Annotated in this window: 20 protein-coding genes, 2 tRNA genes and 1 pseudogene; 16 read left to right on the top strand and 7 right to left on the bottom strand. The window is 75.1% G+C overall.

Translation table 11 applies throughout. The annotated features are described in order from the left end of the window. Positions 1-15 precede the first annotated feature (15 nt). The 3 genes from ACWCYO_RS30550 (at position 16) to ACWCYO_RS30540 (ending at position 4,629) form a co-directional block, all read left to right on the top strand. Positions 16-2,286, top strand: a complete 2,271-nt coding sequence (locus ACWCYO_RS30550) for an ATP-binding protein (RefSeq protein ID WP_270146840.1) — start codon at positions 16-18, stop codon at positions 2,284-2,286. Further along, a complete protein-coding gene (locus ACWCYO_RS30545) occupies positions 2,283-3,278 on the top strand; it encodes a hydroxymethylglutaryl-CoA lyase (protein WP_270146838.1) in 996 nt (331 codons plus the stop codon). The genes ACWCYO_RS30550 and ACWCYO_RS30545 overlap by 4 nt, the downstream gene beginning before the upstream one ends. Before the next feature lie 160 nt (positions 3,279-3,438). Further along, complete coding sequence (locus tag ACWCYO_RS30540) at positions 3,439-4,629, top strand: acyl-CoA dehydrogenase family protein (RefSeq protein WP_449786006.1); 1,191 nt, start codon at positions 3,439-3,441, stop codon at positions 4,627-4,629. A gap of 165 nt (positions 4,630-4,794) precedes the next feature. Here the strand turns inward: ACWCYO_RS30540 and ACWCYO_RS30535 are convergent, their stop codons facing one another. Beyond that, positions 4,795-5,271, bottom strand: a complete 477-nt coding sequence (locus ACWCYO_RS30535; protein ID WP_270151245.1) for a universal stress protein — start codon at positions 5,269-5,271, stop codon at positions 4,795-4,797. Positions 5,272-6,284: 1,013 nt separating this feature from the next. Here ACWCYO_RS30535 and ACWCYO_RS30530 point away from each other — a divergent pair. Then, a complete protein-coding gene (locus tag ACWCYO_RS30530) occupies positions 6,285-7,649 on the top strand; it encodes an HAD-IA family hydrolase (protein ID WP_449786005.1) in 1,365 nt (454 codons plus the stop codon). Between the two features lie 166 nt (positions 7,650-7,815). Here ACWCYO_RS30530 and ACWCYO_RS30525 read toward each other — a convergent pair whose 3' ends face one another. Then, complete coding sequence (locus ACWCYO_RS30525; RefSeq protein WP_449786004.1) at positions 7,816-8,616, bottom strand: GNAT family N-acetyltransferase; 801 nt, start codon at positions 8,614-8,616, stop codon at positions 7,816-7,818. Between the two features lie 1,004 nt (positions 8,617-9,620). Between ACWCYO_RS30525 and ACWCYO_RS30520 the strand changes: the two are divergent. The 5 genes and pseudogenes from ACWCYO_RS30520 to ACWCYO_RS30500 all read left to right on the top strand — a co-directional run. Continuing rightward, positions 9,621-10,638, top strand: a pseudogene (locus ACWCYO_RS30520) (helix-turn-helix domain-containing protein); the annotation flags it as partial. 877 nt (positions 10,639-11,515) lie between these two features. Beyond that, entirely contained in the window at positions 11,516-12,118 is a 603-nt protein-coding gene (gene orn / locus ACWCYO_RS30515) for an oligoribonuclease (RefSeq protein ID WP_270146832.1), read from the top strand. Between the two features lie 191 nt (positions 12,119-12,309). Then, a tRNA-His gene (locus ACWCYO_RS30510) sits at positions 12,310-12,385 on the top strand. A gap of 132 nt (positions 12,386-12,517) precedes the next feature. Further along, positions 12,518-12,964, top strand: a complete 447-nt coding sequence (locus ACWCYO_RS30505; RefSeq protein ID WP_270146831.1) for a DUF4442 domain-containing protein — start codon at positions 12,518-12,520, stop codon at positions 12,962-12,964. A 109-nt stretch (positions 12,965-13,073) separates the two neighbouring features. Beyond that, positions 13,074-13,943 carry a hypothetical protein gene (locus ACWCYO_RS30500; RefSeq protein ID WP_449786003.1) on the top strand — a complete coding sequence of 290 codons (870 nt, stop codon included), beginning with the start codon at positions 13,074-13,076 and terminating at the stop codon, positions 13,941-13,943. A 60-nt stretch (positions 13,944-14,003) separates the two neighbouring features. On the opposite strand, the gene ACWCYO_RS30495 is transcribed toward ACWCYO_RS30500, so the two are convergent. The 3 genes from ACWCYO_RS30495 to ACWCYO_RS30485 form a co-directional block, all read right to left on the bottom strand. Further along, positions 14,004-14,465: a GNAT family N-acetyltransferase gene (locus ACWCYO_RS30495; RefSeq protein WP_449786002.1), complete on the bottom strand. Its 462-nt coding sequence runs from the start codon at positions 14,463-14,465 to the stop codon at positions 14,004-14,006. Positions 14,466-14,727: 262 nt separating this feature from the next. Beyond that, positions 14,728-15,633 carry a spermidine synthase gene (locus ACWCYO_RS30490; RefSeq protein ID WP_405000704.1) on the bottom strand — a complete coding sequence of 302 codons (906 nt, stop codon included), beginning with the start codon at positions 15,631-15,633 and terminating at the stop codon, positions 14,728-14,730. 205 nt (positions 15,634-15,838) lie between these two features. Then, positions 15,839-16,363, bottom strand: a complete 525-nt coding sequence (locus tag ACWCYO_RS30485; protein WP_270146823.1) for a hypothetical protein — start codon at positions 16,361-16,363, stop codon at positions 15,839-15,841. Between the two features lie 263 nt (positions 16,364-16,626). Here ACWCYO_RS30485 and ACWCYO_RS30480 point away from each other — a divergent pair, with 263 nt between their 5' ends. After that, positions 16,627-18,357 (top strand): hypothetical protein, encoded by a 1,731-nt coding sequence (locus tag ACWCYO_RS30480; protein ID WP_449786001.1) that lies wholly within the window; start codon positions 16,627-16,629, stop codon positions 18,355-18,357. Positions 18,358-18,442: 85 nt separating this feature from the next. Here ACWCYO_RS30480 and ACWCYO_RS30475 read toward each other — a convergent pair whose 3' ends face one another. Next, on the bottom strand, positions 18,443-19,099 hold the full coding sequence (locus tag ACWCYO_RS30475; RefSeq protein WP_270146819.1) for a histidine phosphatase family protein: 657 nt from the start codon (positions 19,097-19,099) through the stop codon (positions 18,443-18,445). A 340-nt stretch (positions 19,100-19,439) separates the two neighbouring features. On the opposite strand from ACWCYO_RS30475, the gene ACWCYO_RS30470 reads away from it, so the two are divergent. From ACWCYO_RS30470 to ACWCYO_RS30460, 3 genes are read left to right on the top strand one after another with little or no spacing between them, the layout of a single operon-like run. Continuing rightward, a complete protein-coding gene (locus ACWCYO_RS30470; RefSeq protein ID WP_449786000.1) occupies positions 19,440-20,756 on the top strand; it encodes a hypothetical protein in 1,317 nt (438 codons plus the stop codon). After that, positions 20,753-22,363 carry a hypothetical protein gene (locus ACWCYO_RS30465; RefSeq protein WP_449785999.1) on the top strand — a complete coding sequence of 537 codons (1,611 nt, stop codon included), beginning with the start codon at positions 20,753-20,755 and terminating at the stop codon, positions 22,361-22,363. The genes ACWCYO_RS30470 and ACWCYO_RS30465 overlap by 4 nt, the downstream gene beginning before the upstream one ends. Beyond that, positions 22,363-23,724, top strand: a complete 1,362-nt coding sequence (locus ACWCYO_RS30460) for an AAA family ATPase (RefSeq protein ID WP_449785998.1) — start codon at positions 22,363-22,365, stop codon at positions 23,722-23,724. Before ACWCYO_RS30465 ends, ACWCYO_RS30460 begins: the two co-directional genes overlap by 1 nt. Positions 23,725-23,730: 6 nt before the next feature. Here the strand turns inward: ACWCYO_RS30460 and ACWCYO_RS30455 are convergent, their stop codons facing one another. Further along, complete coding sequence (locus ACWCYO_RS30455; protein ID WP_449785997.1) at positions 23,731-24,033, bottom strand: hypothetical protein; 303 nt, start codon at positions 24,031-24,033, stop codon at positions 23,731-23,733. A 249-nt stretch (positions 24,034-24,282) separates the two neighbouring features. Here ACWCYO_RS30455 and ACWCYO_RS30450 point away from each other — a divergent pair, with 249 nt between their 5' ends. The 3 genes from ACWCYO_RS30450 (at position 24,283) to ACWCYO_RS30440 (ending at position 25,485) form a co-directional block, all read left to right on the top strand. Further along, a complete protein-coding gene (locus ACWCYO_RS30450) occupies positions 24,283-24,639 on the top strand; it encodes a hypothetical protein (protein ID WP_270146811.1) in 357 nt (118 codons plus the stop codon). Between the two features lie 143 nt (positions 24,640-24,782). Beyond that, on the top strand, positions 24,783-25,343 hold the full coding sequence (locus ACWCYO_RS30445; protein ID WP_270146810.1) for a bifunctional DNA primase/polymerase: 561 nt from the start codon (positions 24,783-24,785) through the stop codon (positions 25,341-25,343). Positions 25,344-25,411: 68 nt separating this feature from the next. Next, positions 25,412-25,485: transfer RNA gene (locus tag ACWCYO_RS30440), tRNA-Lys, on the top strand. The last annotated feature ends 103 nt before the right edge of the window (positions 25,486-25,588 follow it).

Below are 25,588 nucleotides of genomic sequence, written 5' to 3'. Positions count from 1 at the left end.
GGAGGAACGCCTCCCATGTTCGACACAGTTCTGGTCGCCAACCGCGGCGAGATCGCGCTGCGGGTGATCCGCACCCTGCGCAGGCTCGGTGTCCGCTCGGTCGCCGTGTTCAGCGACGCAGACGCCGACGCACCGCACGTCCGCGAGGCCGACGTCGCGGTCCGCCTCGGCCCGGCCGACCGCAGTGACAGCTCGGCGGCCGAGACCTACCTGCGCACCGACCAGATCCTCGCCGCCGCCCGCCGCACCGGCGCCCAGGCCGTCCACCCCGGCTACGGCTTCCTCGCCGAGAACCCTGGCTTCGCCCGCGCCTGCGCCGACGCGGGCCTCGTGTTCATCGGACCACCTCCCAGTGCGGTCGAGCTGATGGGCGACAAGATCAACGCCAAGGAGGCCGTACGGGCCGCCGGCGTCCCGGTCGTCCCCGGCAGCCAGGCCACCGCGCCCACCGACGAGGAACTCGTCGCCGCCGCCGACGAGATCGGTTACCCGGTCCTGCTCAAGCCCTCCGCCGGTGGCGGCGGCAAGGGCATGCGCCTGGTGCGGGACCCCGCCGACCTGCCCACCGAGATCGGCGCCGCCCGCCGCGTCGCCCGGACCGCCTTCGGCGACGACACCCTGCTGTTGGAGCGGTGGATCGACCGACCGCGCCACATCGAGGTGCAGGTGCTCGCCGACGCCCACGGCACCACCGTCCACCTCGGCGAGCGCGAGTGCAGCCTCCAGCGCCGCCACCAGAAACTGATCGAAGAGGCACCCTCCGTTCTGCTCAATGACGAGACCCGCGCCGCGATGGGCGCCGCGGCCGTCCGCGCCGCGCAGTCCTGCGGCTACACCGGGGCCGGCACCGTGGAGTTCATCGTCCCCGGCATCGACCCGGACGCCCCCGCCTCCGCCGCCGAGGGGGTACGGGACTTCTTCTTCATGGAGATGAACACCCGCCTCCAGGTCGAACACCCCGTCACCGAACTCGCCGTCGCCGTCGGTCCGGACTCGGCCCGACTGGACCTGGTCGAGTGGCAGCTGCGCGTCGCCGCGGGCGAGCCGCTCTCCTTCACCCAGTCCGACGTCTCCTTCCTGGGCCACGCCATCGAGGCCCGCATCTGTGCCGAGGACCCGGAACGGGACTTCCTGCCCACCGGCGGTCGCATCCTCACCCTGGACGAGCCCCGGGGCGAGGGCATCCGAGTCGACTCCGGGGTCGCCCCCGGAACGGTCGTCACCAGCGCCTACGACCCCATGCTCGCCAAGGTCATCGCGTACGGGCCCGACCGCCCGACCGCGCTGCGCCGACTCCGTGCCGCGCTGGCCGACACCCGCATCCTGGGTGTCACCACCAACACCGGCTTCCTGCGCCGACTGCTCGCCCACCCCGAGGTCGTCGCCGGCCGACTGGACACCGGCCTGGTGGAACAGACGGCCCAGCAGCAGCCGGCCCTGCTCGTCGCGCCTCACTCCCCGTCGAACGCGGCCCCGTCGAACGCGGCCGACACGGCCGGGGCCACGGGCTCCGCCCGCCCCGCGGACGGCAGCGACGTCCCGGCGGCCGAACCGCCGTCACCTGCCCACCTCCTCTACTACGCGGCCGCGCTGGCACGGCACCTGGAACTCACCCCGGCCGCCGAGCCCGGCGGCTGGACCGACCCGTTCTCCCTTCCCTCCGGCTGGCGCCTGGGCGGCACCCCCGCCTGGACCACCCACCGACTCCGTACCCCCGGCCAGGACCCGGTCTCGGTGCGCATCCGTTCGATCACTGCGGGCAACGTAACCGACGCCACTGACAATTCCCCCGAGCCCACCCGCGAGGTGGAGCTCCGACTCGACGCCGGACCCGTGCACCGGGCCCGCGCGACCCTGGCGGCCGACCGGCTGCACCTGACCGTCGACGGCCTGCAGACCGCCTTCGCGCTGGCCACCGACGCCACCCCCGGCCTCACGGCCGGCCCGGTGACCTGGCTCGGCGTCGAGGGCGACGCCTGGCCGATGCACGCCTACGACCCGGTCGTCGAGAGCGCCGCCGGCGCCGCCGCGCACCACGGCGCCCTGACCGCCCCGATGCCCGGCACCGTCACGGTCGTCAAGACCACGGCGGGCGAGACGGTCCGCAAGGGCCAGCCCCTGCTCGTGCTGGAGGCCATGAAGATGGAACACGTGATCGCCGCGCCACATGACGGCGTGGTGGCCGAGCTGCGGGCCGCCGCGGGCGCCACCGTCGCGATGGAGGACCTGCTGGTCGTGGTCACCCCGGCCGAGGAGGCCGCCGAGCCCGCGGAGGTGCGGTCATGACGTCCCAGGAGACCGCCGCCCACGAGCCCGACGCCCTCGAGCTGGGGCTGCCCGACCCGGTCCGCGCCCCCGGCCTGCCCGAGGAGGTCCGGATCCACGAGGTCGGACCGCGGGACGGGCTGCAGAACGAGAGCTCCCTCGTTCCCGTCGAGGTCAAGGCGGAGTTCATCGGTCGACTGGCCGCCGTCGGCCTGCGGACCGTCGAGGCGACCAGCTTCGTTCACCCGAAATGGGTACCCCAGCTCGCCGACGCCGAGGAGCTGATGCCCCGGCTCGCCGACCTGCCCGAGCGTCACCCCGGCCTGCGGCTGCCGGTGCTGGTGCCCAACGAGCGCGGCCTCGACCGCGCGCTCGCCCACCACGCCACCGACATCGCGGTGTTCGCCAGCGCCACCGAGACCTTCGCCCGGCGCAACCTCAACCGCTCGGCGGACGAGGCCATGGCGATGTTCCGCCCGGTCGTGACCCGGGCCACCGAGGCCGGGGTCACGGTCCGCGGCTACCTCTCGATGTGCTTCGGCGACCCCTGGGAGGGCCCCGTCCCGGTCGACCAGGTGGTCCGGTACGGCGTCCAGCTGCTGGAGATGGGCTGCACCGAGCTGAGCCTCGGCGACACCATCGGCGTGGCCACCCCCGGCCAGGTCGCCGCCCTGCTGGCGGGCTTCGCGAAGGCCGACGTCCCGGTCGACCGGCTCGCCGTGCACTTCCACGACACCTACGGCCAGGCGCTCAGCAACACCCTGGCGGCGCTGCGCGAGGGCGTCACCACGGTGGACGCCTCGGCGGGCGGTCTGGGCGGCTGCCCGTACGCGAAGAGCGCCACCGGCAACCTGGCCACCGAGGACCTGGTGTGGATGCTGCACGGGCTCGGCATCCGGACCGGCGTCGACCTGCGCGCGCTGGTCGCGACCAGTGGCTGGATGGCCGAGCGCCTGGGCCGCCCGAGCCCCTCCCGCACCGTCCAGGCGCTGCTCGGCACCACCCGGGGCTGACCCCGCCCGCCCCACCGGCGCCGGCCGCCCGTTCGGTCCGGCCGGCGCCGCGCACCGCATTCATCCGTCAACCACACCGCGCGACCGTCACACCGTCAGACGGACGCCGGTCATCCCGCTCATGCCCGCGGCCACTCCGGCCGGGCACCAGGAGGATCAGATGCTCGACCACCGGCTCAGCAGCGAGTACGAGGAACTGCGGCGCACCGTCGCCGAGTTCGCCCAGGACGTGGTGGCGCCGAAGATCGGCGAGTTCTACGAGCGGGAGGAGTTCCCGTACGAGATCGTCCGCGAGATGGGGCGGATGGGCCTGTTCGGCCTGCCCTTCCCGGAGGAGTACGGGGGCATGGGCGGCGACTACTTCGCCCTCGGCCTCGCCCTGGAGGAACTCGCCCGCGTCGACTCCTCGGTGGCGATCACCCTGGAGGCCGCCGTCTCGCTCGGCGCGATGCCGATCTACCGGTTCGGCACGGAGGAGCAGAAGCGCGAGTGGCTGCCCCGGCTGACCTCGGGCGAACTCCTCGGCGCCTTCGGCCTCACCGAGCCGGAGGGCGGCTCGGACGCCGGCGCCACCCGCACCACGGCGCGGTACGACGAGACCACCGACGAGTGGGTCATCAACGGCACGAAGTGCTTCATCACCAACTCCGGCACGGACATCACCGGACTGGTCACCGTCACCGCGCTCACCGAACCGATCGCTCGTTCGAGTGAAGAGGGCGAATTCCGCTCGCCTGTACGGGAGATCTCCTCCATCATCGTGCCCACGGGGACCCCGGGGTTCCAGGTCTCGAAGAAGTACTCGAAGGTCGGGTGGAACGCATCCGACACCCGCGAACTGTCCTTTACCGACTGCCGCGTTCCCGCGGCCAACCTGCTGGGCGAGCGTGGCCGAGGCTACGCCCAGTTCCTGCGGATCCTCGACGAGGGTCGCATCGCGATCGCGGCCCTGGCCACCGGCCTGGCCCAGGGCTGCGTCGACGAGTCCGTCAAGTACGCCGGCACCCGGCGGGCCTTCGGCCGCCCGATCGGTGCCAACCAGGCCATCCAGTTCAAGCTTGCCGACATGGAGCTGCGCGCCCACACCTCCCGCCTGGCCTGGCGGGACGCCGCTTCCCGGCTGCTGCACGGCGAACCGTTCAAGAAGGAGGCCTCGATCGCGAAGCTGTACTCGTCCGAGGCCGCCGTCGACAACGCCCGCGAGGCGACCCAGATCCACGGCGGGTACGGCTTCATGAACGAATTCCCGGTCGCCCGCTTCTGGCGCGACTGCAAGATTCTCGAGATCGGGGAGGGCACGTCTGAGGTCCAGCGCATGCTCATCGCCCGGGAGCTCGGCGTCACGTCGTGACGATCACTTCCTGATGGTCACCTCCTGAGCCGAGCCCACCGGGTCAACGCACCGCTCCGCAATCGATGTTGCGGAGCGACCCGAAGCGGCGGAGGCCGCCCGGCGGCTACGGAGGAGGTGTCAGGAGCAAGCGGGGAGGGTGTTCGCGGGCGTCTGCGAAGACCCTCAGGGGATCACGATCACCGGGCGGTTGGCCCGCCGCGCCAGCCGTCCGGAGACCGAGCCGAAGATCTTGCCGAGCAGGCCGTGCGTCGTGCCGACGACGATCGCGTCGGCGGCGTACTCGCGGCCGACCTCCTCGATCTCGTGGCAGATGTCGCCGCCCCGCTCGATCAGGATCCACGGGACCCCTGCGAGGAAGTCCGCGCAGGCCAGTTCCAGGCCGAGGACCTCCGTGCGATGGTCCGGGAGGTCGACGAAGACGGGAGGTTCACAGCCTGCCCAGACCGTGGCGGGCAGGCGGTTGGCGACGTGCACGATCACCAGGCCGCACTGGGACCGGCGGGCCATGCCGACCGCGTAGGCGAGGGCGCGCTCGCTCGACAGCGAGCCGTCGAAGCCAACCACGACGCCGTGCTGGAACACCGGATCGAGGGAGCGCTCGGGCGCTTCCTCCGCCGACGACTCGGTGTGCCCGCCGATCGGGCCGGACGCCGTGTCCGGACGCTCGGCACCAGGGCCGGGGCGGCCCGTCACCGGAGGCTCCGCGGGGCCGGCCTGGTGCCCGTCACGCCGCTGGCGGGGCCCTGGGCGGTCGCGCCGGGCCAGGCTGCCACGGCGGAGGGCGCGCAGAGCGCGCGCGAGACCCTGGGGTTCGGCCCGCCCAGGGCTCGCGACTGCGGGTTGTGCCTCCTCGCCGGCACCGGTCCGCTCCCGGTCCGGTACGCGGCGCGGCTCACCGGTCGGTTCACACGGCTCATGACCCGTCTCGCGGGTGCGCTCATGGCCCGGCTCACGACTCGACTCGCGGTCCGGCTCACGGCCTGGCTCGCCGGTCGGCAGGAGGCGGCTCGGGGGCTGGGCGTGCGGGTCGACGGAGTCGCCGACTCCGGGGTTCGTGCGGGCGCCGTCTCCCTGGGGCCCCGCACCCGCGCTACGGGGTGCGTCCGGCTCGACCGGTCGGGAAGACTCAAAACCAGCCATGGCTCACGGCTCTTCAAGGGAGAGGGGCCGACAGGAGAGGACAACGTTGCCCGGGCAGCAGGCCCGCCCACGGGATGACGTCGGTCTGCGCCGCGCAGCACCGTATGTGACCTGTTCCTTTCAGAGTACGACGGGCATGGGGCCCAGCCCAGCGGCAAAGCCCCGGAGCGACGTTGTTCCCGCGAAAGGAGGATGCGCCCGCCGTGGCAGTGCGCCCTGCCCGCAGGCGATCGCGCCCCCTCCAGAACGGAGGTTCTAAGGAGCTTGACTGAGCGGGCCGGGCGGCGCAACAGGCCCACCGGACACCGTGACCGGACTGTCATGGATTGGCGACGATCCGTTGCGGGACGTCGCGAACCGTCACGCCCCGCAAGCCCCGACCGGCCCTCCGGCCCGTCCGGACGCGCCCCGTCGCTCAGGCGCCCGGGCCCTTTCGGCCACTTCATACGGCTTCGCGACGCGGTCTGGCATTTGCCAGGTGCATACACGCGGCCACTGGCACGATGCTCCGCATGCCCCTGCTCCTGTTCGACCTCGACAACACGCTGCTCCCCCGGGACGCCGCCTTCCGGGCCTGGGCGCAGGACTTCCTGTCCGAACACCACCTACCGCCCGGCGACCTCGACTGGTTCGTCACCCTCGACGGCGGCGGCTACGTGCCGCGCAGCACCGTACTGTCCGCCGTCCGACGCCGCTACGGTCTGGACGCCTCCGTCGACTTCCTGCTCGCGCACTTCCGACGCGGTATCAACTCGCACATCCACTGCCCGCCCCGGCACCTCGAGGCGTTGCGGACGGCACGGGCGGCCGGGTGGACGCTCGGGATCGTCTCCAACGGCGGCACCCGGCCGCAGTTGGAGAAGATCCGGCGGACCGGGCTGGGGTCACTGGTCGACGGCTGGGTGATCTCGGAGGAGGCCGACTGCGTCAAACCGGATCCACTGATCTTCGAGATAGCCGCCCGGCGGTGCGGCATCCGACCGACCGGGGACTGGGCGGCGCACACCTGGATGGTCGGGGACCACGCGCCCGCCGACATCGCCGGGGCCGAACTGGCCGGGCTGCGCAGCGTCTGGCTGCACCACGGCCGACCGTGGGCCGAGAGTGGCTACCGGCCGACGCTGAAGGCGGCCGGGCTGCCGGAGGCCGTCGGCCTGGTGCTGGCCGCCCGCAACGCCCCCTCGGCCCGTGCCGACGTCCGGCCGGGAGTCCACACGGGTGGGGCGGGGCGGCGGCAGGCGGTCGCGGTTCCGGCGCGCGCGACGGCGCTGCTCGGCGCGCGGTCCGGCGTACGTCCGACGGCGACCGCCCCGGACGGCCCGAGTGCGACCGTTCCCTTGAACGCCGGGACGGCTGCCGCCTCGGCTTCCGGAGCGGGGTTCGGTGTCCGAAACCGATCAGCCGAGTTTGCCGTGATCGCCGACGGCCTCCCGAGCGCAGGGGCATCGCGGGAGCGGAAGGCCGGAACGGGTGGCGACCTGCGGACCCGCGACGGGGCGGATCCGGGCGTGGACGGCGGCCCAGCGGTCGCACCGGCGCGGCCAACACCCCTCCGCACGGCGGCCGGTGGCGCCGACGGGGCTGGTGGTGCTGGCCGTGCCGATGGGGCCGGACCTGCCCGGACCGTGGTCGTGGCGGCGCCGGGCATCGGGACAACCGCCTTGGCTGACCCGGCCGTTGCGCCGCCGAGCGCCGCAACACCGAGTGCCGGAGCACCAAGCGCCGCAACACCGAGTACCGCAGCACCGAGTGCCGCAACACCGCTCGCTGCGGCGCCGATCAGCGCGACGCTGACCGCTCCGGGGTCGATCGCCGAAGTTCCGATCGCGGCAGTTCCGATCGCGGCAGTTCCGATCGCGGCAGCGCTCGCCCAGTAGCACCCCGGGGCCCTGGCCCCGGGCCGATCCGGGACGGACTCCGCTGCGGCAGCGGTCGCTCAGTAACACCCGGGCCCGAGCCCGGACCCACAACCGGGCCCAGCCCAGGGTCCCGCCCAAGGTCCCACCCCAGGCCCAGCCGCAGGTCCGGGCGCGACCCCGCTGGTCAGCCGCCCGGTGAGGTGCGGCTCCACCAGCAGGTGGGGGTCTGCGCGGTGAACCCGAGCTTGCGGTAGAGCGGTTCGCCGGCCGAGGTGGCGACCAGGGTGGCCGGGCGGTCCGGGTGGGCGTGGGCGAGGGCGGTCTGCAGCACGGCCCGGGCCACTCCCTGCCCGCGTTGGTCGGGCAGGGTGGCGACCCAGTACACCCCGGTGGCGGTCCCGTCGTCGTAGGTCAGGCTGGCGCCCGCCGGTGTGCCGTCGAGGCGGGCGATCCAGGCCCGGCAGCCGGGTTCGCGCAGAAGCTGTTCGGGGAGCGCTTCGCCGTGCCTCCAGGGCTGTCGGGCAGGCAACGGGAAGCCGTCCACGATGGTTCGCTCGACCAGTGCGAAGGTGTCACCGTCCACGGCCTCATCAACCGTCAGGGTGCCGCCGCCGTGCGCCCGTGAGACGACGGGCAACTCGGCGGCCACGCCCTCGACCGGACCGGGTTCCCGGGCCATCACCGGCATGATCGGCATCCGGACGGCGCCGAAGCGGGTCAGGTCGAGCCCGCTGTACGGGTCCTCGAGAGTGAAACGAATGGTCTCCCAGTCGGCCATCAGGTCGGCCAACTGCTTCTCCACGTCGGCTGGTTCGGCGTAGGGGCGGGTGACCACGAAGCGCTGAGAGTCGTCCGGGGTGCGGGCGCAGCGGACCGCTGTGAGGCCCGGTCGGACGTCGGACTGCCAGCCGTGCGCGCGGGCTTGGGCGAGCCAGAAGGCGGCGGCGTTGTCGTTGGCCTGTTCGAGCCGGCTGTTGGTGTTCACGGCAGGACCGTAGCCCGTCGGCACTGATGCGGGTTCGGCCGCCCCGGCACTGGCCGGATGGAGCCTGGGAGGCGCACAGCAGGCGCCCGTGCGCCCTCCTGTGCACCGCCGATTTTCGGTCAATTTCGTGCCGTTCCCTCCCGCTTGGGCAAATCCGCAGCCCAGACCCACCGGCCGGGCGCCCGGAGACCGGACGCCCCAGGAACCGTCCCGCGACAACCAGCCACCGTTGCACCGGCCCTCTTCCCAGAAGGGTCGACGGGTGCCACGCTTCGTGATCGAATGCATCACGCCAAATTGCCATGTCGACATAGCGTCGGATGGTGAACTTGTCACAACGGCAGTGGTCCACCCGATAGATTTCGATCTTGGCTAGCAGTGCCGCACCACCCACACCACACCACCGAGGGGGCTTGAGCGCCTTGAGCAGGGTGAGCAGGAGCGACGCGGGTCCTGACAGCGGCCAGGCGCCGGCCGGCACCGCGAGTCGGTCCGCCAGAAGCACCGGCACCTCCGCGATCGCCGCCACCACCCGCGCCTCCGGCACCCCGGGCACCTCGGGGCCCGCCTCGCACTCCCCCTATCCCGCCGCGCCGCCCACCGCCTCCGGGCACGCCCCGGGCGACCACGGCGGCCCGGCCCACGGTGGCACCGCACACGGCGGCCCGGCCCACGGCGGCCCGACGCCGTACGGTGCGCAGCCGGTCCAGGGCGGGCACCCGCACCACCCCGGACAACCCGTCAACCGAGGCCAGGTCAGCCCGGTCCAGGCCTATGGCGGTCCGATCCAGCCCTACGGCGGCGACCACCCAGGACACCCGGGACACCCCGGGCACTCAGGACACCCCGGCTACCCCGGCCACCCGGCCTACCCCGCCAGCGGCGCCGCCCCGGGCCTGAACGGCGCCGGCGCCGGCCCGCTCGGCGGCCTCGCCCTGGGCACCGCGCCCGGCCACGGCCCGCTGGGCCACGGCGGGCCGGTCGGCAACGGCTCCCCGACCGCCCTGGCGGCGTCCGGTGCCCCGCGCAAGCTGTCCGGGCGGCGCCGCCGGGAGACGGTCGCGGTGCTGATCTTCGGCGGCGCCCCGATCTTCGAGAGCTCCATCCCGCTCTCGGTCTTCGGTGTGGACCGCCAGGACGCCGGGGTCCCCCGCTACCGGCTGCTGGTCTGCGCCGGCGAGGAGGGCCCGCTGGCCACCACTGGCGGCCTGACCCTCTCCGCGCCGTACGGCCTGGAGGCCCTCGCCCGGGCCGGCACGATCGTCGTACCGGCCTGGCGCTCGATCTCCCAGCCGCCGCCGGTGGAGGCGATCACCGCCCTGCGCAAGGCCCACCACGAGGGCGCGCGGATCATCGGGCTGTGCACCGGCGCCTTCGTGCTCGCCGCGGCCGGTCTGCTGGACGGCCGTCCGGCGACCACCCACTGGATGTACGCGCCGACCCTGGCCAAGCGTTACCCGCGGGTGCACGTCGACCCGCGCGAACTGTTCGTGGACGACGGCGACGTGCTGACCTCGGCCGGTACCGCCGCCGGGATCGACCTGTGCCTGCACGTGGTGCGCAGCGATCACGGCGCCGAGGCCGCCAACGCGCTGGCCCGCCGCCTGGTGGTGCCCAGCCGCCGCAGCGGCGGCGGACAGGCCCAGTACATCGATCAGTCTTTACCGGAGGAGATCGGCAACGACCCGCTGGCCGAGGTGGTCACCTGGGCGCTGGAGAACCTCAACCAGCAGTTCGACGTCGAGGTGCTGGCGGCCCGTGCCTACATGAGCCGGCGCACCTTCGACCGCCGCTTCCGCACGCTCACCGGCAGTGCGCCGCTGCAGTGGCTGATCACCCAGCGGGTGCTCCAGGCGCAGCGGCTGCTGGAGACCTCGGAGCTGTCGGTGGACGACGTGGCGCGCCGGTGCGGGTTCCGTTCGCCGGTCGCGCTGCGCGGGCACTTCCGCCGCCAGCTCGGGGTCTCCCCGGCCGCGTACCGGACCAGCTACCGGGCGCGCCGCCCCGGGCAGCAGTCGCCGACCCCGGCCGGCGCGCACGGCGGCGAGCTCCGGCTGCCCGGCACGCTGCCGCACCCGGCGGGCCCCGCGGCCGCTTCGGCGGCGGGCGGCGGGCCGTTCGGCGGTGCGGGACACGGCGGCCAGCCGGCCCACGGTTTCCCGGCCGGTCCGGGAGCGCAGGTGCCGGTCGGGCAGCCGGGCCACGGGCAGCCGGGCCATGGACAGCCGGTCGGACACGGGCAGCCGGTGCCGCACGGACAGACCGGTCCGTACGGTCCGGGGCAGGCCGGGACGCCGACCGCCCAGGGCTTCCACGCCCGCGCGGGCCAGCCGTACCCGCACCAGCAGGCCGCGCAGCAGCCGCACCCCGGGCAGCAGGGTGTGGCACGCGGTCCGGTGCGGTCGCCGCTGGTTCCGCCGCAGGCCGGTCCGGGTGCGGGGCGTCCGCCGCGCACCGCCGAGCATGCGGCGGCCGAGGACGGCCACCCCCAGCCGGGGGCGCGCGGTCAGGGCCAGGGGCACCGCAGCGCGGTCGAGCGCCCCGGCGACGAGCCGGGTGCGGCCGGGCGTGCGCACGGTGCGCCGACCGGCCGGGTGCCGTCCGGCGCCGCCGGGCAGTCGGCGGCCGGGGCGGGCGAGCTCCGGGGCCGGCAGGCGCGGCCCCCGCAGGTCCGCACCCCGGGCACCCGGGCCACCGCGGCGGACGGCGGACGGGCGGCGGGCGAGGCCCGTCCCGGGCGGGGCGGCCACACGGTCCGCACCGGTCGGGATGGCGAGCATCCGGACGGCCACGGCACGCACGACGGGGCGGAGGAGCACCAGGCCGAGGCCTGCGCTCCGGCACCCCGCTCGGCTCCACCGGTCCCCGCGGCGCGTGATCGCGCCGTAGGGTGAGTTGCGTGAATGACCGTTTGGTATGGATCGACTGTGAAATGACCGGCCTCGACCTCGACCGGGACGCCCTGGTCGAGGTCGCGGTGCTGGTGACGGACTCCGAGCTGAACATCCTCGGCGAGGGCGTGGACGTCATCATCCGCCCGCCCGCGGAGGCTCTGGCGAACATGCCGGAGGTGGTGCGCGCGATGCACACCTCCTCCGGCCTGCTGGCGGAGCTGGAGCAGGGCGTGACCCTGGCCGAGGCCGAGGAGCGGGTCCTCGCGTACGTGCGCGAACACGTGCCGGAGGCCGGGAAGACGCCGCTGTGCGGCAACTCGGTGGCCACCGACCGCGGCTTCCTGGCCCGGGACATGCCGGCCCTGGAGAAGCACCTGCACTACCGGATCGTGGACGTCTCCTCGATCAAGGAGCTGGCCCGCCGCTGGTACCCGAAGGCGTACTACAACAGCCCGCCGAAGGGCGGGAACCACCGGGCGCTCGCGGACATCCGCGAGAGCATCGACGAACTGCGGTACTACCGCGAGGCGGTGTTCGTCCCCCAGCCCGGGCCGGACGCCGACACCGCGCGTGCCATCGCCGAGAAGTACCGGGCCGTGCCCGACTGACCCGGGTCTCGGTCGCGGGTCGGCGGCAGGCCGCCGGACGGTGTCCGCAGGCCGGTCGAGGGCCGACCGCGGGGTCGGAGGGGGTGCCCTCGTTCGTCGGAACGAAACCCTGGCGCGAGCACCCTCTCGGATCCTGTAGAGTTCTTCCTGTCGGAACGGGAACGCGAGAGCGGGAACGGACCGGACAGATGGTGGGTGTAGCTCAGTTGGTAGAGCACCTGGTTGTGGTCCAGGTGGTCGCGGGTTCGAGTCCCGTCACTCACCCCAGAGCCCGAGGGGCCGATCTCTTCAAGAGATCGGCCCCTCGGGCGTTTTCGCGTTGCCTCAGTTGTGGGCGGTGGCCCGGGTTTTCCGGGCGACCCCTGCCGCGACAAGCTACCGGCTAGTAACATCGTCGCCATGACCACTCCTTCGATCGGCCAGATGCTCGACGCCACCGTGCCGATGGCGCACACCCTCAAGCTCGAGTACCTGGAGACCACCCCGGAGCGCGCCGTGCTCCGGCTGCCCGACCAGCCCGCGTACCACAACCACGTCGGCGGCCCGCACGCCGGCGCGATGTTCACCCTCGCCGAGTCCGCGAGCGGCTGCATCGTGCTCGCCGCCTTCGGGGACCAGCTGTCCCGGGCCGTGCCGCTCGCCGTGAACGCCGAGATCGCCTACAAGAAGCTGGCCATGGGCGAGGTCACCGCCACCGCCGTGCTCGGCCGCCCGGCCGCCGAGGTGGTCGCCGAGCTGGACGCCGGCGGCCGCCCCGAGTTCCCGGTCACCGTCGAGATCACCCGCGCCGACGGCGCCGTCACCGGCGTGATGACGGTCACCTGGACCCTGCGCCCCAACTCCTGACCGCCGCACGGTCGATGGCCCCGGGAGCACCGGCCCGGGGCCATCCGCGCGATGACTGTCCGTGACGGCGGGCGTGACCTCACCGCCCGCCCGCTCGTTCTCAACTCACGTGCGAGCCAATCACGCGACCGAGCCCCAGGAACCCGCCCCCCGCGGCGTCGCCGGAGCCCGACGGGCGGTCGCCCGGTGGCTGCCCCGCCCCCGCACCCTCGCCGCCGGCGGGGCACTGCTGCTCGCACAGCTCTGGGGCGTCGGCGTCCCCGGCGCGTACGCGGCCACCGCCGAACCGTCGTCCGCGCAGCACGGACCCGTCGTCCACCGGGCCCTGCACGGCGGCCCCGTGCTCGACGGCCCGTCAGCCGTTCGGCCCGTCGGACCGGCGCACCCCGGCACCGCTGGACCGGGTCGCTCCCCCGGACCCGTCGGGGGGCTGACCGACGGCGGGCCGGTCGACGGGGCCGCCGGCGCGGTCGGCGACGTCCTCCAGGAACGCATCCGCGCCGGCGGACTCCCCCTGCCCGGCCAGGGATCCGCCGTCCCCGACGCCTTCGCCCTCGCCTCCGGCCTGCTCGGCACCGTCCCCGCCCAGGGGCGCCCCGCCGAGACCCGCGCCTCCCGCGAGGGCGAATCCGCCACCCTGCCCGCCGTCCCCCGGCCGCGCTCCGGCCCCGCCGACCCGGGCCGCCCGACCAGGCCCGAGGCGGCCGGTACTCCCCCGGTCCGGGACGCCACGGCCCACGAGGAGCCGGGCCCGGCGGAACCCGCCGGCACCTCGGGGGCCGGCGAGGGCGTCGCCGCCCGGGCCGTACCGGCCGGCGACGGGACGCCCGCGGAGCTCGCCCTCGCCGACACCGCGACCGCGACGGCCGAGGAGGACGCCTCCGCCACCGCGGCCGCGGTGCTCGCCCCCATCGCCGCCGGGCTGCTGCTCACCGGCGCGGCGATGTGCAAGCACCGGGGACTGCCGCGCGGGCACTGAGCAACGCGGCTGCGGGCGCGGGGAATCACTGGTCCGCGGGCTGGAGTTCGAGGACGGGCCTCAGAGGCCGGAGCCCAGCTTCAGCTCCATCAGCGGGAGTTCACGCCCGGGTATGGAGCCGGACGGCGTGCTGCCGATGCGGTCGGCACCCATCGCCCGGTAGAAGGGCTCGGCGTTCGGGTCGGAGCCGATGGTGAGGCGGTGCAGGCCGGCGGCCCGGGCGCGGTCGCGAACGTGCTCGAACAGCGTCCGGCCGATGCCTCGGCCGATCCGGTCCGGCTCGACGAAGAGCATGACCAGCTCGCCGGACGGCGGGACGACGGTCAGCGCGGCGAGGCCCAGCACCCGGCCGCCGTCCTCGGCCACCACCGTCGACGCCCGTTCGACGGCGGCGGCGTCCAGGGTCAGCTCCTCGCGGCACGCGGCCATGAAGGCCTCGTCGTAGCCCCAGTACGCCTTGGCCCGCAGGGCGATGCCGGTGAGCAGTCCGGCCTCGTCCGGGCGGGCGGGTCGGATGTGCATGCGGTTCCCTCACGTCGACAGCCGGACGCCCGCGGCCATTGTGCGCCGCAACTCGGTCGCCTGCCAACGGTTTTACCGTGGGCGGGGAAGGGCCGGTGGAGAAGGGCGCGGGGAGAGGAGCGCAGGCGGCGAGCGAGGCCGACCAGGGCCCCCGGGGAGAGCGCTGCGATTGGGTGAGCGGGAGCCGTCCGGAACCGGGCAAGGGCGAGGGGTTGCGCGAGCGGGCCCCGGTGCGCCGCCGACGCCTGCCGCGCCCCCGCCGTCAGCGGAAGACGCCCGGGGGCGGGGCCGGGGAGGGGGCCGCCGTGGCGTCGGTGGCCGGGGTGGCGCCGGCGGTGAAGTCGGTGAGGGCGCGGCCGTGTTCGACCCGGCCGTGGGAGGAGTCGGAGGCGACCCGGCGGGTGAGGTCGGCGATAGGGAGCGGGGTGTGGGCGGCGGCCAGGACGAGGTTGCCGAAGCGCTTGCCGCGCAGCACGGCGGGGTCGGCGGTCAGGCACAGTTCGGGGAAGACCGCGCCGAGGGTGGCGACCTGGGAGCGGGCGAAGGGCAGGGCGCCGCCGTCGGCGATGTTGGCGGCGTACCAGCCGCCGGGGGCGAGGGCGCGGGCCGCGAGGGTGGTGAACTCCACGGTGGTGCAGTGGGCCGGGGTGCGGGCGCCGGAGAAGACGTCGGTGATGACCAGGTCGACGCTGCCCTCGGGGGTGCGTTCCAGCACGCTGCGGGCGTCCGCGCCGCGCACCTTGATCTGCCAGCCGCGTTCCAACGGCAGTTCGGCGCGGACGAGTTCGGTGAGCTCGGTGTCGATCTCGGCGACCTGCTGGCGGGAGCGCGGCCGGGTGGCGGCCACATAGCGGGCCAGGGTGAGGGCACCACCGCCCAGGTGCAGGACGGTCAGCGGACGGCCCGGCGGGGCGACCAGGTCGATCAGGTGGCCGAGCCGGCGCTGGTACTCGAAGCCCAGGTGGGTGGGGTCGGCGAGGTCGACCAGGGACTGCGGGGCGCCGTCGATCAGCAGCGTCCAGGCGTGCGGGCGGTCGCGGTCGGGGCGCAGTTCGGCCAGGCCGGAGCCGACCGGACGGGTGAGCGGGCCCTGCGCGTGGCGGCGGCCGTCCGACCCGGTGGTGAGCGCCGGTTCAGGGCTGCGCGCGGCCCGGTTGCTTCGTCCCATGGCGGCCATTATCGCCGGAGGCGTCATGGGCGGGTGCCGCCGGAGGCGTCATGGGCGGGTGCCGCCGGAGGCGTCATGGGCGGGTGCCGCCGGAGGCGTCACGGGCGGGTGTCCCCGCCGCAGGAGCACGCCCCCAGGTCAGGGGCGTGCCACGGGGATCCGGCCGGAGGCGAGGGGGCCCGGCCGGGTCCGCGCGGCACGCCCGCTAGAACGGGCCGAGGCCGCCCGCGGTGAGCGTGCAGGCGGCCTCGCAGAGGGCGGAGCGGAGCACCCAGGCGTCGGTGGGGCGGGCGGTGCGGTCGGCGCCGGACGGCGGGATCACCCAGCGCGGGTCGGTGGCGGAGGGCACCAGGGCGCCGGCCGTACAGGAGCTGCCGGGCAGGTGCCAGGTCTCCCGGGTGCCGGCTGGGACGAGGAAGGCGAGGGTGCTGCCGTCGTGGCTCTGCAGGACGGCCCCGCAGGCGCGGCGCAGGCGCAGGATGTCGACGGCCTCCAGGCCGTGCCGCAGGGCGACCGTCACCGTGTCGCAGCCGGTGACGAGGGTGTCCTCGGGCGGGACGGCGTACTCCCGGCACTCCCGGCGCAGGCCGCCGCAGGAGCCGCGGCCGCCCTCGACCGGGCCCCGGCCGGGGAACCGGTCGTCGGCGGGGTCGGGGAGCAGGGCGGGGGCGGCGGCGGCGAGCGCGCCCCCGGCGACGGGTCGGTGCTGCGGCAGTCCGGTGGCCATCATGGGGCCCTCCTGTACCTCGTCGGTTCGGAAGCGCTGCCGCCGGGGTGGGGGCCACGGGGCGAGGGGACGGGCCGGTGGGCGGCCTGGGCTTCCTGGTACCAGGACAACGCGGCGGGAACGCCGGAGGCCACGGGGCGCATTACAGCAAGGCATGGCATTTCATGGCGGATATCCGGCAACAACGCCCGCTTTGCACCGTTTTGACGGCTAATGTCCGGCACACCCCATGTGGTCGGCCGGTGACTCCGAGTATTCTCGGCGCCATGGCAGCCACCCCACCGGCCGAGCCGAACCGACCGTCCCCCAACACCGTGATGCGCATGCTCCGCGGCGACCGCTCACCCGGCGAGTTCGCCATGGCCGTCCGCCGGGCCGCCCGCGAGATCGGCGAGCACGTGTCCTGCGACGCCCGCTACGTCGGACGGGTCGAGTCCGGTGAGATCCGCTGCCCCAACTACGCCTACGAGCGGGTCTTCCGGCACATGTGGCCGGACCGCACGCTCACCGACCTCGGCTTCGCCCCCCGCACCGCCGTCCGCCGCCGCTCGGCGGCGGACGGCGCCCGGGCGGCGGCTGCCGGGTTGGCCCCGCCCCAGCCCACGCCCGACCCCACCCCTGACCCCACGCTCCATCCACCGCTCCACCCACCGTTCCCGCCCCTGCCCGCCCCGCGCTCACCGCACTCCACCCAACTCCCGTACGCTGCCTCGCCGTACGCGGATCCAACCGCTCCGGACCGGCTCGCGTGGCCGATGGCTGGCGCGGTGCCCAGGGGGCCCGATGGATCGCCCTATCTCGACGAGGAGAACGACGACGTGCGTCGCCGTACGTTCCTGGCCGGCGGCTCGACCGCGCTGGCCACCGTCATCGGCATCGACCGGCCGGCCGCCGCCGGCCCGGTCGCCGCTGCCGGATTCGGACCCGCCGCCGGTCCCGCCGGACTCGGCCCCGCTGCCGGCCCCGTCGCCGGGGTCGGCTTCGGACCGGCCGATGGCCGATCCGCCCTCCCCTGCGCGGAGTTCACCGCGCCCTCGCTGCTCGCCGCCGAGCCGGTGGTGCCCGGCCGGCCGGGGCCGGTGCCGCCGCCGCGCAAGGTCGGCGCCGCCGAGGTGCTGGGCGTCGAGCAGGCCGTCCGGGACATCAGACTGGCCGACGACGCGCACGGTGCGGACGCCCTGTACGAACTCGCCGGGCAGTCGCTGCGCACCGCCTACCTGCTGCTCAACGAGGGCGAGTACAGCGCCGAGACGGAGCGTCGACTCCAGGCCGGGGCCGGTGAACTGGCCATCTCCGTGGGGTGGTTGGCGCACGACTCGAACCGGCTCGGGGATGCCCGCTCGTTCTACGCGGAGGCCCTCGCCACCGCCCGGATGGCCGGGGACCCCGCACTGGAGGCGCACGTCTTCTGCAACAGCGCCTTCCTGGCCCGGGACGCCGGGCGCCCGCGCGAGGCGCTGCGCGCCGCGCAGGCCGGGCAGTGCGCCGCCCGGGAGCTGGAATCCGCCCGGCTGCTCGCCCTGCTGGCCATGCGCGAGGCCGGCGCCTGGGCCGTGCTGCGGGACCGCTCCGCCTGCGAACGCGCGATCGGCCGGGCGTACGCGCTGTTCGACCGGGGGCCGTCCGAGGCCGACCCGGAGTGGATGTCGTTCTTCGGCGAGGCGGAGATCGCCGGGCTGCAGTCGCAGTGCTGGTCCGCGCTGGAGGACTGGGACCGCGCCAGCGACCAGGCCGCGCTGGCGATAGCGCTGCAGGAGCCGCACTTCGTGCGCAACCGGGTGCTGTACACCGCCGAGCTGGCCCACGACCGGCTCGGCCGGGGGGACTTGGCGGGAGCGGCGCACCACGGCTCGGCCGCCGTCGCGCTGTTCGGCGAGGTCCGCTCGGCCCGGATCCGCAGCATGCTGGCGGACACCGCGGGGCGGTTGCGTCCGCACGCCGCGGTGCCCGAGGTCCGCCGGTTCCTGATCGGCTACGACCGGGCCGCAGCCGCCTGAGCGGTCGTCACCGCTCGAGTCGCGGCGGCCCGAGCGGTCACCGCCGCACGAGCGGCTACGGCATGAACGACCGCCGGCTCCTCCGTCAGTGGCCGGACTTCAGCCCGTCCAGGTGGGACAGGTCGTTCCAGACCTCCACCGCCGGGGCGCCGTACTCCCAGGACAGCACGCACAGCGCCGCCGTACCGAGCTTGAACCGCTGGGCGAACTCGGGCGGCAGGCCCAGCCAGCGGGCGGCCAGGATGCGCAGCAGGTGGCCGTGCGCGAACAGCACGACGTCCTGGTCGGCGCAGTGCATGTCGGTGGTGTCCGCCTCCGGGACTCCGTGCTCCTCGTTGAGGTCCGCGAGGAGGGCGTCCACCCGGGCGGCCACCTCGGAGAGCTTCTCGCCACCGGGCACGCCGTCGCGCCAGATCAGCCAGCCCGGGTGGTCGGTGGCCCGGATGTCGGCGCCGGTGCGGCCCTCGTACTGGCCGTAGTCCCACTCCATGAGTTCCGGGCGCTCCACCGCGCGGTCGCCGAAGCCGGCGAGTTCGCAGGTCTCCTTGGCCCGGCCGAGCGGGCTGGTGTAGACGAGCGCGTCGGGCAGTCCGTTCCACGGGGCCTTGGCGAGCCGGGCGCCGAGCGCCCGGGCCATCGCCCGGCCCTGCTCGGTCAGCGGGATGTCGGTGCGGCCGGTGTGTTGGCCGGAGGCCGACCACTCGGTCTCGCCGTGGCGGACCAGCACGATTCGGGCGGGCATTGGAGAGCTCCTCGCAGCGGGGCGGTCGACGGTCGGTCTCACCCTTGAGCACCGGGCTCCATGATCCCTCACCCGGGCGACCCCACGAGCCAAAGGGCGCGCCGCTGCCGAAAGGGCGGGCCCCTCCTGCCCGATGGCGGGCAGGAGGGAGAGCGACAAGCGAGGTACGAGCGCCGGAGCGACGACCGTCGGCAGCGGGTTGGAGCGCCCGGCGGCGAGTGGGGTGGGTCACCACCACGGCGCGGGCCCGGGGTACCTCGTGATGGCGGCCGGTTCCGTCCGGTGCCGCGGGCCGGTCCGCACCGCGTTGTCGGACCCGGATGCGACACTGGGCCCCACCATGAACGTCTCGACGAACGTCCCGCCCGGCGGGCCCGCTGAGCCGCTCGCCCAGCGGCTCGCCGAGCTGCGCGGACCGGCCCCGCAGCGCAGTCTGAACGCCCGCTCCCTCGCCGCCCTGGCCGCCAATCCGGGCTGCCACCGCCGCGCGGTGCTGGACGCGGCCGGGGTGGACAAGTCCGCGCTGGCCGCCCGGCTCGGCCGCCCCGCGCCCTTCGGGCAGTCCCCGTTCGCGATCGCCCGCGGCCTGGTGTTCGAGTCCCGGCTGAAGGCGGACGACCACGCCGCCCTGCTGGAGCCGCTGCGCGCCCACCTCGGCGTCCCGGCGGACGACCGCGCCCCGCTGCTGGTGCCCGACCTGCTGCACCGCTCCGGCCCGGCCGTCCGCGCCGACCGGACGGCCGAGGCGCTGGCCCGGGCCGCCGCCGACCCGGATGCCTGGACGCTGCTGGACCACCCGATGCTGCGGCTCCCCGTGGCCGGCAGCACCGCCTACCTGGAGCCGGACGCCCTGGTGGTGCACGGCGGGCGGTGCACGGTGGTCGAGATCAAGTCCTTCCCGGTGCTGGACGGCAGCGCGGACCCGGCCAAGGTCGGCGCCGCCGCCCGACAGGCCGCGGTGTACGTGCTGGCGCTCCAGCACGCCGCCGCGGCGGCCGCCGGGCTGCCGCTCGCCGACGACCCGTACACCGAGCAGCGGCTGCCGGGCAGCCCCCGCACCAGCGTGCTGCTGGTCTGCCCGAAGGACTTCGGCAACCGGCCGACCGCGGTGGCCGTGGACGTCCGCCGCGAGCTGGCCACCACCCGCCGCCAGCTGAGCCGGATGACCGGCATCGGCCGACTGCTGGCGGCGCTGCCGCCGGGCACCGACTTCGACCTGGCCACCGACGAGGACGGCGCCCCGGCCCGGAGCACCGAGCAGCTGACCGCCGCGGTCGAGGCGGTGCCCGCCGCCTACAGCCCGGACTGCCTCTCCACCTGCGAGCTCGGCTTCCACTGCCGCGCCCAGGCCCGCTGCGGCGACCGGGTCGAGCAGCTCGGCCGGGGCGTGCGCGGCGAACTGGGCAGCATCCGCACGGTCACCGAGGCGCTGACCGCCGCATCCGGCGGCGCGGGCACCGGGGACCCGGCTGACCCGAACGACCCGGACGACCCGGACGGCGGCGACGGCGCGCACGAGGCGGCCGAACGCCTGGCCTACGCGGCCGCCCTGCGCGCCGAAGCGCTGGGTGGGCGGCGGCCGGGTTTGGGACGACCAGGTACGGAAGCGCCGGGTACGGAAGCGCGGCACCCGGAAGCGCTGGGTGCCGGCGCATGAGCCTGCTCACCACCCTCGCCCGGCTGGAGGCCGTCCGCAGCGGCCGGGCCGAGCCGCTGGCCACCGTCCGGCACCGGCACCTGTCCGAGCGCCCGATGGTGCTGGTCCCGCTGACCGCGGCCGGTGAGTCCGGCGCACCGCTGGCCGTCATGCTGGGCACCGACCGGGACGCGCCCCGGCTGCACCTGGTGCCGCAGCCGCTCAACCGCACCCTGCGGTTCGACTTCCTGGCCGCGCTGGCCGCCGACCTGCTGCCCTACCTGGAGTCCTTCGGCACGGACGTCGAGCAGATCGAGGGCTCCGAGAAGGATCCGGAGAGCGGCGAGAAGACCCAGGTGTTCCGCGAGCTGTGCACCGACGCGCCGCAGCTGATCGTGCCCAACGGCGCGGGCGTGCACCATTTCGCCCTGATCGGCCGGTCGACCCGCTTCCGCCGCACCGTCGAGGACGCCGAGCCGGGCCCGTATCCGGCGCCGCTGCGGGTGCCGCTGCTCGGCCGCTGGCTGACCCACCTCACCGACCGCGCCCAGGTGCCCGGCTCCAGCCTGCTGCTGCCGATGACCGGCCTGCTCGCCCGGCACTGGGCGACCGGCCAGAGCCACCTGGAGGACCAGCACCTGGCCGCCCTGCTGGCCTGGCACAGCCCGCCGCCGGGGCTGACCGGCGCACGGGCCGCCGAACTGGCCGAGACCGAGCGCGACGAGCACGGGCAGCTGGTGCACCCGCCGGCCGGTCCGGCCACCGACCCGGCCTTCGACGAGGGGGTGCTCGCCCCGGCGATCGCCCGCTACGACACGGCCGTCAGCGCCCTGCAGCACAGCACCGAGCAGCGCGACGAGGCCGCCGCCGAGCGCGCCCGGACGGCCGTCCGTTCGGCCGTCGAACAGCTGGAGCAGGTGCTGTCCGCCGTCCTGCTGCCCACCTGGCGGGACGTCTGGCACGGCCTGGACCTGCTGCGCGCCCTGCCCCCGGCCGGGCACCTGGAGGAGCGCTGGACCGGTGACCGCTGGTCCTACACCGGCCACCGGGACCGCCTGGCGGCCGGCGAGCCGCCGCAGCCCCGGCAGGACGACGCCGTCACCGCGGCCCGCAAGCTCGCCCAGCGCGAGCGCGAGCAGGCCCGGCTGGACGTCCAGGAGGCGCTGGACGACCCGCTGGCGATGGCCGAGCACCGGCTGTCCGGCGAGGCCTTCAGCGGGGTGGTGACCGAGGTGGTGCCGGACTACGACACCACCGGCCGCTCCCCCAAACCCCGCCCGCTGGTCACCCTGCGCACCGCCGACCGCCCGCACGCCGACCTGGGCCGGGAGGCGCACCGGGTGCACGGTCCGTCCGCGCAGAAGGCGCGGATCGTCGCGGTCGACCCGGCCGAGGGCACCATCACCCTGCGGGTGCTGTCCGGCATGGGCCGCAAGAAGGAGCCCGAGCCGGGCAGCCTGCCCGAGCCCGGTGAGCCGGTCACCTTCACCCTGTTCGAGTTGACGGTCCGCCAGTCCGCGCCGCTGCCCGAGCCGGACGACACCCCGTGGACCCACGGCGGCCCGCCCGGCACCGCGTCCGCGCCGTCCGCCGCCGCCATCGCCGTCGCCACCGAGGAGTGGGAGTGATGACCGGACCGATCAGCGAGCAGTCCCCGGGCGCGGCCGCCGACGCCGCGGTGGCCCGCATCCTGGCGGCCACCGTCCGCCCGCCGGCCGGTGCGCCGCGCGGCGTGGTGGTGGACTCCCCGCCCGGCGCCGGGAAGTCGACCCTGGTGGTGCGGGCCGCCCGCGAGCTGGTGGCGGCCGGCGAGCGGCTGATGATCGTCGCCCAGACCAACGGACAGGTGGACGACCTGGTCGGCCGACTGGCCGAGAAGGCCCCGGAGCTGACGATCGGCCGGCTGCACGCCGCGGACTCCCGCCCCGGCCCGGAGGTGCTCAAGCACGCCAACGTCACGCCCTCCGACAAGGTCGCCGACCTGGTCGAACAGGACGTGGTGATCTCCACCTCCGCCAAGTGGCAGTGGGTGCGGGCCGAGGCACCGTGGCGGCACGCGATCGTCGACGAGGCGTACCAGATGCGTTCGGACGCCCTGCTGGCGGTGGCCCGGCTGTTCGAACGGGCGCTGTTCGTCGGCGACCCGGGCCAGCTGGACCCGTTCACCGTGGTCGGCACCGAGCAGTGGGCGGGCCTGTCCTACGACCCGTCCAGCAGCGCCGTGGTCACCATGCTGGCGCACAACCCGCAGATCGAGCCGCACCGGCTGCCGGTCTCCTGGCGGCTGCCGGCCAGCGCGGCCCCGCTGATCTCGCGGGCGTTCTACCCGTACACGCCGTTCCGCTCCGGCACCGGCCCGGACGACCGCCTGCTGACCCCGGCCGTCCGCCCGGACGGCTCGGCGCTGGACGCGGTGATCGACCGGGCGGCCGAGCACGGCTGGGCGCTGCTGGAGCTGCCCGCCCGGCACACCGTACGGACCGACCCGCAGGCGGTGGCTGCGGTCGCGGCCACCGTCCGACGGCTGCTGGAGCGTGGGCTGACCGCCCGGTCCGAGCAGGGCGAGGCCCCGCTCACCGCGGACCGGATCGCCGTCGGCACCGCGCACCGGGACCAGGCGGCGGCCGTCCGGGCGGCCCTGCTCAAGGTGGGCGTACCGGTGGACGACACAGCCGGGCCGGCCGTCACGGTGGACACCGCCAACCGGCTGCAGGGCCGGGAGTACGACGTCACCGTGGTGTTGCACCCGCTCTCCGGGCGCCCGGACGCGACCGCCTTCCACCTGGAGACCGGCCGGCTCTGCGTGCTCGCCTCCCGACACCGGCACGCCTGCATCGTGGTCGCCCGGGCCGGGATCGCCGAGCTGCTGGACGAACACCCCGCCACCGAGCCGGTGCAGTTGGGCGTCCCGGTGGCCTTCCCGGACGGCTGGGAGGCCAACCACCAGGTCCTCCAGCACCTGAGCGGCCACCGGGTGCACCTGCGGTAGCGGAGGTCAGTCCTCGGTCTCGCACACCGCGAAGGCGACCACGGACCCGTGCTCGGCCTGGGCGCTCCAGCCGGTCGCATCGGCGGTCGGCTCGCTGGCGCGCACCGGGCCGGTCGCGTCGGGCTGGAGCCGGTAGCCGCCGCCGGTCAGGTGGGTGCCGGCCGGGCAGGTCGCGGTCGAGACGCCGCCCGGGCTGCTCGCCGGTCCGGTGACGACCTTGGCCGTCTCGGCGGCGAAGGCGGGTGCGGCGGGCGCGGCCGAGGCCAGGACGGCGGCGGCCAGCAGGAGGGCGGTGGACAGTGCGCGCATGGGGTGCTCCCGGTTCGGTGGAGGACTTTCAGTGGACGACTGCTGTACCCGGCACAACCGGTTCGCGTGCGATCAGGACGCGCGGCGCCCGCAGCACTCCTCCGGCGCGCACCGGGGAATAGCGCCCGCACGCGCACCGTTCCGCTACCGGCCGCCGCCGCGAGACAATGGACGACGGCCACGATCGGCGGTGCGGCCCGGAGCAGCCCGCCCGCCCTTCCCCACCCGAGACCCCGGAGGTGTCCGTCCATGCCCGACTCCCCCGCCGAGACGCCCGAGCCCACCAGGCGCCAGCGCCCCGCGCAGCTCCTGTTCGAGCCGCAGTCCGCCGAACCGGAGCCGGAACGATTCTTCGACCTGGAGTCGATCGACGACCCCGCGGAGCTGCTGCGCCGCTCCACCGAACTGGCCCTGGCCTTCCGGGCCGCCGCCGAGCGTGCCACCGACTTCCAGGCCGTCGCCGCCGCGCAGCTCGCGGACCCGCGCCGGTTCGACGCGCTCTCGAACACCGAGATCGCCGAGCGGGCGGACTGGACCCCGGACTACGCCGCCAAGATGATCGAGTACGGCCGCGGTCTGCTCCAGCCGCGCCGCCACGAGGACTGATCCCCCCGCACGGACCGACCCCAGCCCCAGCCCCAGCCCGGTGGCATATGCCAGCGGCGGAGGGTACGCGATCGCGCGCCGCCCTGTCCGGCGAACGGTGCTTTCCACCACACCGGGGCCGCGCACGGCGCAGGCTGCTGGGCGTGGACATCTGGACGCAACAGTCGGTGGAGTACGTCTCCGTGGCCGGGGAGGCCTGGCTCGCCTCCGCGAGCGAGTACCCGCGCAGCATGCGCGCCCTCTGGGAAGCCCGCCCGTGGGCACCCTCGGTGCTGCCCTGCGGGCGGGCCTTCGACGTGATCAGCATGCCGTCGCTGTTCGGCCGCCGGGTGCTGGACGAGCTGTGGGCCTCCGGTCCCGGTTGCGGCCCGGTCGCGGCCTACCGGGGGCGGACCCTGTTGTTCGTCCAGCCCGGCGCGGCGCCCCGGCTGCGCCGGCTGCTGGCCTGGGAGGAGTGGGCCCGGGACGTGCCGCCGCTGCTGTGCCACGGCAAGGGCGACGCGGTGACGGTGCCGCCGGTGCAGCGGATGGCGCACGGCCCGGACTCCCCGAGCCGGGGCACGGGCCGCTGGATCGTCGCCCCGGAGGAGCGGGAGCCCTGGCTGCCGGGGGCCTCGGTGGTGCTGTGGGCCTGCGTACGGGCGGCGGCGCGCGAGCCCGGCGCGGGCGTCCCGGCCGAGCCGGTCCTCGTGACCGGCGGGTGAACGGGGGGCGACCGGTATTCGATTTTGGCTCGGACGCGGGCCGCTGCTAGAGTCTTCTCTGTCAGCAGGCGCCGCTAGCTCAGTTGGTTAGAGCAGCTGACTCTTAATCAGCGGGTCCGGGGTTCGAGTCCCTGGCGGCGCACAGACAGCCGGAAGGCCCTTCGCGAGAGCGAAGGGCCTTCCGGCGTTTGCGCGCCTTCATTGAAGGGGGGGGCCCGGGAGCCCGCCCGAGGGGGCGGCCCAAG

The organism is Kitasatospora sp. NPDC001683 (genome assembly GCF_053596495.1).
The sequence above is the reverse complement of the archived record's forward strand: the minus strand, read 5'-3'. Positions and strand labels throughout refer to the sequence as shown.